Raw genomic sequence first — 11213 nt, 5'->3', positions numbered from 1 at the left:
CTCTTCTTTATAGAGCTGACCCTGGAACTCGTCGGGCGTAAGCACCATAACAACATCTGCTGCTTTCACTGCAGAGGCAACATCAGCAACTTTCAAACCGTGTGCTTCTGCTTTGGCAATCGAAGAAGAACCAGCACGCAGACCAACTGTGACATCCACTCCTGAGTCCTGCAGGTTACATGCATGCGCATGACCTTGTGAACCATAACCAATAATGGCTACTTTCTTACCCTTGATGATGGATAGATCACAATCTTTGTCATAGTAAACTTTCATAAAAATCTCCTAAATTTGAAAGGCCCCTGCCCCTCAGAGTTAATTCAAAGGCTTAAAACTTTATCGCCACGGGCAATACCTGTTACACCACTGCGCACCACTTCTAAAATAGAAGCTGGGCCAATCGCCTGGATAAAGCTGTCTAGTTTATCGGTTGTACCCGCTAACTGCACGGTGTATAGGCTTGGCGAAACATCAACAATTTGACCTCTGAAAATATCAGCAGTCCTTTTAATTTCTGCACGTTGTGCACCACTGGCTTTAATTTTAACCAGCATCAACTCACGCTCAATGTGCGCACTTTCAGACAGATCAACCAACTTAACCACTTCAATTAGCTTGTTAAGGTTTTTAGTGATCTGCTCGATCACCTCTTCCTTACCCGCGGTAGTCAAGGTCAAACGTGACAAGGTCGGGTCCTCTGTCGCAGCAACGGTTAAGCTCTCAATGTTGTAGTTACGCTGTGAGAACAAACCAATTACACGGGATAATGCACCCGGCTCATTTTCCATTAATAATGAAATAATATGTCTCATGATTATGTCCGCTCCGTTTTGCTGAGCCACATATCGCGCATCGCGCCATCACGAATCTGCATGGGGTACACGTGCTCACTGGTGTCCACTTGAATATCTAAGAATACTAAGCGATCTTTCATCGCAAAGGCTTCTTCCATTTTCGGTTTCAAATCTTTCAAGTCAGTAATTCGCATACCTACATGACCGTAAGCCTCAACCAACTTCACGAAGTCAGGCAACGACTCCATGTAAGAGTGGGAGTAACGGCTGTTGTAAACCATGTCTTGCCACTGACGAACCATGCCTAAAGCACCGTTATTCAGGTTAATAATCTTAACTGGCAAGTCATACTGCAAGCAGGTGGACAGCTCTTGAATATTCATTTGAATGCTGCCTTCACCGGTAACACAGGCAACATCATCGTCTGGGAAGTTCAGCTTAATGCCCATAGCAGCAGGAAAACCAAAGCCCATCGTGCCTAAACCACCTGAGTTAATCCAGCGATTAGGCTTATTAAAGCGGTAGTACTGCGCAGCAAACATCTGATGCTGTCCAACATCTGAGGTTACAAAAGCATCGCCTTTAGTCACCTCAGACAAGGTTTCAATAACAGTTTGCGGCTTAATAATAGTGCCATCACCGCTATCGTACGGGAACAGCTTGCCATTACCGCGCCACTCGTCAATTTGCTTCCACCAGCTAGCAACCACATCAGGGTTAGGCTTAGTGCCGATATCTTTCAACGCTGCCAACATATCATTGAGCACGCTATCAACCGGCCCAACAATTGGGATGTCGGCTTTAATCGTCTTAGAAATGGACGCTGGATCGATATCAATGTGAATGATTTTTGCATTAGGGCAGAACTTAGCTGCACCATTAATCACGCGGTCGTCAAAACGCGCGCCAATAGCAATCAATACATCACAATGGTGCATCGCTAAGTTAGCGGTATAGCTACCATGCATACCCAGCATACCAACGAACTGACGATCATCACCGGGGTAGCAACCCAGGCCCATCAGAGTATTGGTAACGGGAGCATTGAGTTGCTGCGCCATTTCTGTCAACTGTTTTGAAGCTCCACCCAGGATCACCCCACCACCGGCGTAAATCATTGGACGCTTCGCAGCAAGCAGCATTTCTGCAGCTTTACGAATCTGCCCTGAATGACCACGGGTTGCAGGCGCATAGGAGCGCAATTTGGCTTTTTTCGGGTAGCTGTACTCAAACTTATCAATTGGGTTAGTCATATCCTTAGGGACATCAATAACCACTGGACCTGGTCGGCCCGACTCAGCTAAATAGAAAGCCTTTTTAATCACCTCAGGAATTTCTGAGGGATGCTTAACAATGAAGCTGTGTTTAACAATGGGTCGTGAGATACCGATCATATCGGTTTCTTGGAACGCATCAGTACCAACCATATCACTTTGGACCTGGCCGGAAATAACCACCATCGGGATTGAATCCATAAAGGCTGTAGCAATGCCAGTAATAGCATTGGTTGCACCAGGCCCCGAGGTTACAAAGACAACGCCTGCTTTACCAGTAGCACGGGCATAACCATCGGCCATATGCGTTGCCGCTTGCTCGTGGCGCACTAGAATGTGCGTCAGAGCAGGCTCTTTGAATAATGCATCATAGATATGCAATATGGCTCCACCTGGGTAGCCATAAATATATTTAACACCTTCGTCACGCAGTGAACGAACGAGCATTTCTGCGCCGGATAAAAGTTCCACAGTAACACCTCTAAAACGCCAGAATACCACCCTTCATCAAGGGCAATCTGATTATAGGTTGCTGTTATTTGCAGCATGGGCGACGGTGATTGCCGACTACCAAGCCACCTAAATTAAGCAGCATAGAGAAACCCGAATGTCTAAAGGCTCCTCACCCAGCGCGAGGTAACGCGATACGGGTATAGCGGGCGGCACGGGTACGCACCTCATGAACCAACAATGCTATAAACGCCTTTTTGAGGCGAGCATCATAGCAAGCAGTGAATTGTTCGGATTCAGCAGCCTCAAGTCAAGCATTACGAGACAATTCTCTCATTATTTAGGCTGCTTACTGTATATGATAGGTATTTATAGGCCTAGTACGCAACCACAAGGTGGTTATCTATGTTTTAAGGTATATTTAACTCTAGTGTTAATTTGTTTATTTTTAGCTTTATTGCTCACACACAGTAAGGAAAACCCATGCGCCGTTTAGCAACTATCACCAGCTTATTATTGGTATGCAGCTCTTCGATACTCGCCGCACCCATTTACAAGTGGGTGGATGCGCAAGGAACAACCCACTTTGGCTCAGAACCTCCGGCCAATCAAAAAGTAGAGAGCATCAATACCAAGGTTTTTCAGCCCCCTGTGCCAGAAAAAACTGCGGGACAAGCGGCAGCTGAAGAAGCTAGAAAGAGTTCAAACACCCAAGCAGACATAGACCGCGAAGTACGCAAGCAAATTGCCGAAGAAGAAAAAGCACTAAAGAAATACTGCTCTGAAATCCGCTACAACTTGGCCCAACTGGAAAACAATCCGCGCGTACTCGCTGACATCGATGGCACACCCACGCGACTCAGTGAAGAGGAACGCCAAGCACGTATTGCTGAAATAAAGACCGCAATTAACGAGCGCTGTACTGATATCAAATAACAACCAGCGCGATTTTATCCAGGGCAAAATCTAGTGCAAACGATGCGGCGTCATAATTGCTGCATCGATGTTTTTTAGACAGCTCAAAACGTTGTTTACCGTTATGCCTTTCTCGCGATAAACAACCTCAGCCATTTCATAAATTGCACACTGTTGGGGCAAGTTATGCTCCGAGCTCGCTAGGCTGCGCATACGCGGAATAAAAACCCACTGCAACCATTGCGAGAACTCCAACGTATCAACACAAAACGGCTGCTGACTCTGCAGTGCTTGCGCGCTTGGTGGCTGCTGCTCCCACCAGCCAAGCTCTTGCAGCTGCTGCTCCAGCTCAGCTAGCAACATCAGCAAGCGTTGTTTTACCTGTATCACCATTACAAATTCACCCGCGCACGACGCTCTGCCTCTTGAGCGCCAGCAGTATTACCTTGCTGGGTGCGGGCGCGAGCAATTAGATCCCATAGCCCAGCCTGCAATTGCGGCCGGCCATTGCTATAACTTAAAGCGCGCTGAGCCAGCTGCTCAGCCTGCCCCGCATCGCCTTGTGCTAGACGCACTTCTGCTAAACGGTAAAGAACTTGCGGCTCGCGGGGAGCGATACGTTGCGCACGCTCTAAACTTGAAGCTGCGCCATTATAATCACCACCGGACTGCTGTTGCTTAGCTGTCGTTAGCAAAGCTAAAACAGGCCCATCTAACTGCTCATCGGCAGCTAAACGCGCTTGACCACCTATGGGTGCGGCAGGTGATGTACGCTCACTGCGATTTGTCTCAGTAACTGGCTGTGATTCTGGGCTGTACACTTTAATGCCACCAATCGGCGCGCTAGGTACAGCGTAGGCTTGCACAACATCAGCGTCGTCTCTTTGAGTCCTGCCTGCTCCTGTGACCTGCGTCCCTGTATTTTTAGTCTCGGCTGTTTGTCGTGCACGATTGTCACGCATAACGCCCGGTGTCAGCGGCCCGCCACTTTCCACAACAGGTATATTGCTGTATTGAGTGCCTGCACAGCCGCCTAATAAGGCTGCTAAGGCAATTAAAACGACTGCATGCTTACTCACGTTTATTCCCCATCAAAGTTTAATTTAACCAACTGCGAATCCAGCTTTTCACTGACTCAACCGGCGCCGGCAAGGAAGTTGGCTTGTCACAGGACTCGCCAGGCAATGGCTCACTGCCGCGAATATAAGGCATTTGTACAGCACCTGGGCAATCTTTGGCGCTACCTAAGCCAGAATAAGCATCCACCCATACCGTGACAATATTGTCTGGCGGCGACATATTTAACGATCTTGGTGCAGCTTGCTGCATAAAATTTGCCCACACTTGCAGTGCACCACTGGCACCCGTAAGTGGAGTTTGGCCGTTATCATCGCGCCCCATCCACACCACTGCCAACAAGTCCTGACCAAAGCCAGCAAACCAACTGTCGCGCAAATCATTACTGGTGCCGGTTTTTCCAGCCAGCACAGTGGAGTCAGGTACACGGTTATATACCGAGCGTCCTGTGCCCTCAGTCATTACCCGGCGCATGGCCTCTTGGGTTAAATAAATAGCCCCAGCATCAAAACGCTGCTCAATACTATAAGGGTAACGTCCTAATGGCTCACCCTCTGCATTCAAGACACTGCGTATCGCTCGCAACGGGGTATTAAAGCCACCATTGGCAATGGTTTGGTACATATCAGCGACCTCAATGGGGCTCAGGCTACCAGCACCCAAAAGCATAGATGGGTACGCGGGCCAATCACGCTCAACCCCAAGTCGACGCACCGTATTTAACACTCGCGGAACACCCATTTCCAAACCAAGCTTGGCAGTGGAGAGGTTATAGGACTGCGCCAGCCCTTGATATAAAAACACTGTGCCATGCTCTTTACGGTCATAGTTTTGCGGTGTCCAAACTTGTCCATTGCGGCTCTTCACCGAGAACGTTTCATCTTGTAAGTAATGTGTCAAAGTGTACTGGCTCGGCTGCTCCAGCGCAGTTAGATACACCGCTGGCTTTATCAGCGAGCCAATCGGTCGTACCGCATCCAGTGCGCGATTAAATCCGGCATAGCGCGGCTGACGACTCCCCAGCAGCGCCAGCACTTCACCTGTTTCCGGGTTGCTGACCACCACCGCCGACTCAACTTCATCAATGCCTTTGCGCCCAGCCAGTTGTTTATAGGTTTGGGTCAAAGACTCCTCAGCCTTACGCTGCAGGATGGGGTCAAAGCTGGTAAAGATACTCAAGCCTTCTTCGGTTAAATCCTGATCGCGATAATCCTCGCGTAGCTGACGCTTGACTAAATCCAAGAAGCCTGGGTAGGTGGTGTTAGCCAAACTGCCGCGTTTGGTAATGCCCAGTGGCGTTTTTTTCGCCTGCTCAGCCTGCTGTTCATCTACAATTCCTTGCTCTGCGAGCAGATTGATCACTAGATTGCGTCGTTCTAAGGCTCGCTCCGGCTGACGACGCGGATTGTAATACGACGGGCCTTTAACCATGGCAACCAGTAAGGCAATTTGCTGCAGCTTTAGCTCAGCCAAAGGTCGACTGAAAAAATACTGGCTAGCCAAACCAAAACCATGCACAGCTCGTTGGCCATCCTGCCCTAAGAACACTTCATTTAGGTAGGCCTCTAAAATCTCTTCCTTGCTGTAGTGCAACTCAATCAACACCGACATCAAAGCTTCAGTAACTTTACGAGTTAAGGTGCGCTCATTGGTCAGAAAGAAGTTTTTCACCAACTGCTGAGTCAAGGTGCTACCACCTTGGCGCAAAGATCCAGACGATGTATTAACCCACAAAGCACGGGCAATAGATTTGAGTGACACGCCATGATGCTGATAAAAGTCTCGATCTTCCACGGCAATTAAAGCTTGCGGCAGCAATTCAGGAACCTGATCCAAGCGAATTAAAATGCGATCTTCTTGGTGCGCAGGGTATAGACCACCCACTAACAACGGCTCTAAGCGCGCAACCGCCAAGGGACTACCGTTAGCTTTAGTTAAGCTGGCAACACTCCCACCAGAAAAGCGAACACGCACTGCTTGTGCTGGCTCAGCACCTTCATAAAACTGAAAACCACGCGTATGCAGCTCAACTGTATTACCATTGACCGATACTGCTCCTGCACTGCTGGCAGAGGTTTCATTGCGGTAACCTAAAGCATTCAGCTCAGTGAGAAAATCTTGTTTATTGAGCTTTTGTCCAGCAAATAACTCTAGCGGCCGCGCATAGACTTTGGCCGGCACCGTCCAACGCTTACCAGAAAACTTTTCTTGCACAACCGCATCAAGGTAAATAAGCACACCCGCAAGCAGGACCACGGCAACAATAAAAAGCTTAAATAGCAAACCTAGCCAGCGCTTTGAAGGCTTGGCTTTACGCGGGCTTGCCGCCTTTCTAGTAGGCCGAGAAGTTGTTTTTTTAGTCATGCTGGGAATTATACCTGTTTTGTTTCAGTTCAAAATGCATGTTGTTATAGTTTGCACAGTTGCGCACAGTTGCCATAATGCAAACATCATTTTATTACTTTCAAGGATCACCTGTGACTCAAGCCCTGATTGCCGCTTTACAAAACCCTGCGATCTTTGCGCATCCCGTCGAAGATTTTCAAGTCATCGAAACCCATATTTCCTGGGTTATTTTGACCGGTCCTTATGCTTATAAAATCAAAAAAGCAGTTAATTTCGGCTTTTTAGATTTTACTGAAATCAGTGCCCGCCAACATTATTGCTCCGAGGAAGTACGCTTAAATCAGCGTTTGACCGACGGTCTCTACCTCGAAGTTGTCGCTATCACTGGCTCGGCCGAGGCGCCGCAACTGAACGGTGAAGGCCCAGCCATTGAGTACGCAGTGAAAATGCGTCAATTCCCACAAACTCAATTGCTCGGTGATATGCAAAAGCGCGGCGAACTCTGTGAAACTCACATTGATGCTTTAGCCAAACAAATCGCCCGCTTTCACCATGAAGCCCCCGCTGTTCCCGCCGAGCACCCTCTGGGTGATCCGCATGCAATTATGGCACCCATTCGCCAAAACTTTGAGCAAATCCGCCCGTTACTCAGCGAAGCGGCTGATTTACAACAACTCGATGCGCTAGAAGCTTGGACTGAGGACAGTTTTACCCGTCTGCTCCCACTATTAGAGCAACGTCGCCACAATGGTTCAATTCGCGAGTGCCACGGTGATATCCACCTTGGTAACGCCACCTTGCTGGACGATGAAGTTGTACTGTTTGACTGCATTGAATTCAATGAAGCTTTCCGCTTAATTGACGTAGCCTCAGATGCCGCATTCTTAGCCATGGATCTTGAAGACCGTGGCTTAAAACCTTTAGCACGACGCTTCGTTAATGCTTGGTTAGAACTCACCGGCGACTACCAAGCGATGCAGCTGATCAACTTTTACAAAGCCTACCGCGCCATGGTACGCGGTAAAGTAAACCTGTTCCGCTTAGGCCAAGAAGAAGACCCTGTGCAGCGCGCCGTGATTGTGCGTCAGTACCGTAGCTATGCCAACTTAGCGGAAAGCTACTGCGCTATTCCATCCCGCCTACTGGCCATCACCCATGGCATCTCCGCTGTTGGGAAAAGCCACGTGGCAATGCGTTTAGTCGAAGCCTTAGGCGCGCTACGTTTTCGCTCAGACTTTGAGCGCAAGCGTTTATTTGGTGAGCAAGACAGCGAGCAACAAAATACTTTAGGTGGTGGTATTTATAACCCCAACGCCAGTGCCGCAACCTACCAGCGTCTACATGCATTAGCGACGGAAGCATTACAAGCCGGCTTCCCCGTGGTGATTGATGCCACTTATTTAAAAACAGAGCAGCGCCATGCGGCCTGGCAGATTGCCGAAAGCACTGGCACACCGTTCTTAATTCTTGACTGCCAAGCTCCGGATGAAGTGGTCGCCACTTGGCTCAAACAACGCCAAGCAGAAGGCTTAGACCCATCGGATGCGACAGCGGATGTAATTTTAGCTCAACGGCAAAACCTAGAGCCGCTGGATGCTGCTGAAACAGCACAAAGCTATCGCGTGGATACCCATGATGCGGCCACCTTAGATAACCTCATCAGTCAGATCCGTAAGCGTTTACCCGGCTTATAAGCCACTAAAGCCTGTTGGCTGCGCCTGTCACAACGCAGCCAACAGCAAGTTAAAGCTGCAACCAATCCGCTTGCACCTGTTCTTTATTGAGCGCCAGCCACTGCAGAGCAATAATACTGGCGGCATTATCAATACGCCCATCCTGCACTGCCTTTAGCGCATCGGCCAACGGCCAGACATGCACGCGAATATCCTCTCCCTCTTCTTCTACACCAAAAACCCCACCGACGCCTACCGTAGAACAACGGCCGACATACAAATAAACCCGTTCATCCGATCCGCCGGGCGATGGGTAATAGGTCATTACGGGTAACAGATCATGCAACTCTAAATCGGCTTCTTCACGAGCTTCACGGCGTGCCACCTCTGCCGGCTCTTCGTCTGTATCAATTAAACCCGCAACAATTTCCAGCAACCAAGGCTCAGGGCTTTTATCTAAAGCACCAACACGAAACTGCTCAACCAGCACCACCGAGTCGGCGTGCGGATCATAGGGCAACACGCACACCGCGTCCGGCCTGACAAATAACTCACGACTGATGGTCGGCCCCATATGGCCGGCGAATAAACGGTGTTTTAAATGCACGCGATCTAAGCGATAAAACCCTTGAAAGCAGCGCTCACGCTGCTCAACTACCACATCATCTTTCGCCGTCATTGCCCGCTCAGTCATCTCTAGCTCCCATAAAAAAGGCGACCCTTAAGGCCGCCTTTTATACCATTGAAGTGTTTAAACCTGTTTATAGATTATCGAGCCTTCCTCGCGAAAACGCTCAGACTGCTCTTTAAAGCCGGCCTCAATGGCGCGCTGTTCATCGGTCAAATCGTTATCTTTGGCGTACTGACGCACTTCTTGGCTTATTTTCATTGAGCAGAACTTCGGCCCACACATTGAACAAAAATGCGCCACTTTAGCCGATTCCTTCGGCAAAGTTTCGTCATGAAATGCACGCGCGGTATCTGGATCCAAACCTAGGTTAAACTGATCTTCCCAACGGAACTCAAAGCGCGCTTTACTCAACGCATCATCACGCAGTTGCGCCCCCGGATGGCCCTTGGCCAAATCCGCCGCATGGGCAGCAATTTTGTAGGTGATAATCCCGGTTTTCACATCATCCTTATTCGGTAAACCCAAGTGTTCCTTAGGCGTTACGTAACAGAGCATGGCGCAGCCGTACCAAGCAATCATCGCCGCCCCAATGCCTGAGGTGATGTGATCGTAACCTGGGGCAATATCAGTGGTTAATGGACCCAGCGTATAGAAAGGTGCTTCATCACAGCACTCCAGTTGCTTGTCCATATTCTCTTTAATCATATGCATCGGCACGTGACCTGGACCTTCGATAAAGCACTGCACATCATGCTTCCACGCAATTTTGGTCAATTCGCCTAAAGTTTCTAGCTCGGCAAACTGAGCGGCATCGTTGGCATCGGCAATCGAGCCGGGGCGCAGACCATCACCTAACGAGAAACTGACATCGTAAGCCTTCATGATCTCGCAGATGTCTTCAAAATGCGTGTAGAGAAAGTTTTCTTTATGATGCGCTAAACACCACTTGGCCATAATCGAGCCACCACGCGAGACAATCCCCGTCACACGCTTAGCGGTTAACGGCACATAGCGCAGCAACACTCCGGCGTGAATCGTAAAGTAGTCAATGCCTTGCTCAGCCTGCTCAATCAAGGTATCGCGGAACAGCTCCCAAGTCAGATCTTCGGCAACGCCATTCACTTTTTCTAATGCTTGGTAAATGGGAACGGTACCTACGGGTACCGGCGAGTTACGTACAATCCACTCGCGGGTTTCATGGATATTTTTACCCGTGGACAGATCCATAATGGTGTCGGAGCCCCAACGAATACCCCAGGTTAGCTTGGCCACTTCTTCTTCAATGGATGAACCCAGTGCGCTGTTACCAATATTGCCGTTAATCTTGACTAAGAAGTTACGCCCGAGAATCATCGGCTCAAGTTCGGTGTGGTTGATATTGGCGGGGATAATCGCGCGACCGCGGGCAATTTCTGCGCGCACAAACTCTGGGGTGATTTCCTTAGGAATACTCGCGCCAAAGCTTTGCCCAGGATGCTGACCGTCAAGCAAACCGGCTTCGCGCGCTTTTTCTAACTTGAGATTTTCACGAATCGCCACATACTCCATTTCCGGAGTAATGATGCCTTGGAGTGCATAGTGCATTTGTGTGACATTTTTACCAGCTTTAGCGCGACGCGGATTACGAATTGAGGCAAAGCGCATGCTCTTCAACTCAGGATCATCTAAACGCTCTTGACCAAAGCTTGAGCTTAAACCGCTCAATACTTGCGTATCGCCACGCTCTTCAATCCAGCTGCTGCGCACATCCGCTAAGCCTTTACGCACATCAATTTTTACACTTGGGTCACTGTAGGGCCCAGAGGTATCGTAGACAAATACCGGCGCATTTTCTTCGATACCATCATCGGTTTCTGTAGGCGTTAAGCTGATTTCACGCATGGGCACAAGAATGTCAGGACGCGAGCCTTGCACGTAAATTTTGCGCGAATTGGGAAAAGGCTGAATCGACTGCTGATCGACTTGCGCGGTATCACTGAGATGCTGAGAAGGGATTTGAGTCATGTATTGGTTCTCCTAAAAAACACGAAAAAAAGTGTCGGGGAACCAGCGG

At 49.1% G+C, this 11213-nt stretch carries 10 protein-coding genes (1 of these 10 running past the window's edge); 2 read left to right on the top strand and 8 right to left on the bottom strand.

Annotated elements, in window-relative coordinates:
• The 3 genes in view from ilvC to O6P33_RS03975 are tightly spaced (at most 44 nt apart) and all read right to left on the bottom strand, a layout consistent with a single transcriptional unit that may run on beyond the window.
• A protein-coding gene (gene ilvC / locus O6P33_RS03985) for a ketol-acid reductoisomerase (RefSeq protein WP_269818955.1) crosses the window boundary here: on the bottom strand, window positions 1–276 show its beginning. It extends 741 nt beyond the left edge of the window; the window shows 276 of its 1017 coding nt (coding positions 1–276); it begins with the start codon at window positions 274–276; its stop codon lies off the left edge, out of view.
• Between the two features lie 44 nt (window positions 277–320).
• Window positions 321–812 (bottom strand): acetolactate synthase small subunit, encoded by a 492-nt coding sequence (gene ilvN / locus O6P33_RS03980; protein ID WP_269818954.1) that lies wholly within the window; start codon window positions 810–812, stop codon window positions 321–323.
• 2 nt (window positions 813–814) lie between these two features.
• Window positions 815–2539: an acetolactate synthase 3 large subunit gene (locus tag O6P33_RS03975; RefSeq protein ID WP_269818953.1), complete on the bottom strand. Its 1725-nt coding sequence runs from the start codon at window positions 2537–2539 to the stop codon at window positions 815–817.
• Between the two features lie 462 nt (window positions 2540–3001).
• Here O6P33_RS03975 and O6P33_RS03970 point away from each other — a divergent pair, with 462 nt between their 5' ends.
• A complete protein-coding gene (locus O6P33_RS03970) occupies window positions 3002–3454 on the top strand; it encodes a DUF4124 domain-containing protein (RefSeq protein WP_269818952.1) in 453 nt (150 codons plus the stop codon).
• Between the two features lie 30 nt (window positions 3455–3484).
• On the opposite strand, the gene O6P33_RS03965 is transcribed toward O6P33_RS03970, so the two are convergent.
• The 3 genes from O6P33_RS03965 to mrcB are packed head-to-tail and all read right to left on the bottom strand — an operon-like array spanning window position 3485 to window position 6874.
• A complete protein-coding gene (locus O6P33_RS03965) occupies window positions 3485–3826 on the bottom strand; it encodes a YqcC family protein (protein ID WP_269818951.1) in 342 nt (113 codons plus the stop codon).
• Complete coding sequence (locus O6P33_RS03960; protein ID WP_269818950.1) at window positions 3826–4512, bottom strand: tetratricopeptide repeat protein; 687 nt, start codon at window positions 4510–4512, stop codon at window positions 3826–3828. Before O6P33_RS03960 ends, O6P33_RS03965 begins: the two co-directional genes overlap by 1 nt.
• A 19-nt stretch (window positions 4513–4531) precedes the next feature.
• On the bottom strand, window positions 4532–6874 hold the full coding sequence (mrcB, locus tag O6P33_RS03955) for a penicillin-binding protein 1B (RefSeq protein ID WP_269818949.1): 2343 nt from the start codon (window positions 6872–6874) through the stop codon (window positions 4532–4534).
• Window positions 6875–6987: 113 nt separating this feature from the next.
• On the opposite strand from mrcB, the gene O6P33_RS03950 reads away from it, so the two are divergent.
• The gene (locus O6P33_RS03950; RefSeq protein WP_269818948.1) at window positions 6988–8550 is read left to right on the top strand and encodes an AAA family ATPase; all 1563 of its coding nucleotides are present in this window, start codon (window positions 6988–6990) and stop codon (window positions 8548–8550) included.
• 49 nt (window positions 8551–8599) lie between these two features.
• On the opposite strand, the gene O6P33_RS03945 is transcribed toward O6P33_RS03950, so the two are convergent.
• Together O6P33_RS03945 and thiC are read right to left on the bottom strand one after the other, a co-directional pair.
• Window positions 8600–9223 (bottom strand): NUDIX domain-containing protein, encoded by a 624-nt coding sequence (locus O6P33_RS03945; protein WP_269818947.1) that lies wholly within the window; start codon window positions 9221–9223, stop codon window positions 8600–8602.
• A 57-nt stretch (window positions 9224–9280) separates the two neighbouring features.
• A complete protein-coding gene (gene thiC / locus O6P33_RS03940) occupies window positions 9281–11164 on the bottom strand; it encodes a phosphomethylpyrimidine synthase ThiC (protein WP_269818946.1) in 1884 nt (627 codons plus the stop codon).
• Window positions 11165–11213: the final 49 nt, after the last annotated feature.

The organism is Denitrificimonas caeni (assembly GCF_027498055.1).
GTDB lineage: Bacteria > Pseudomonadota > Gammaproteobacteria > Pseudomonadales > Pseudomonadaceae > Denitrificimonas.
This window is presented reverse-complemented; position numbering and strand designations above follow the sequence as displayed.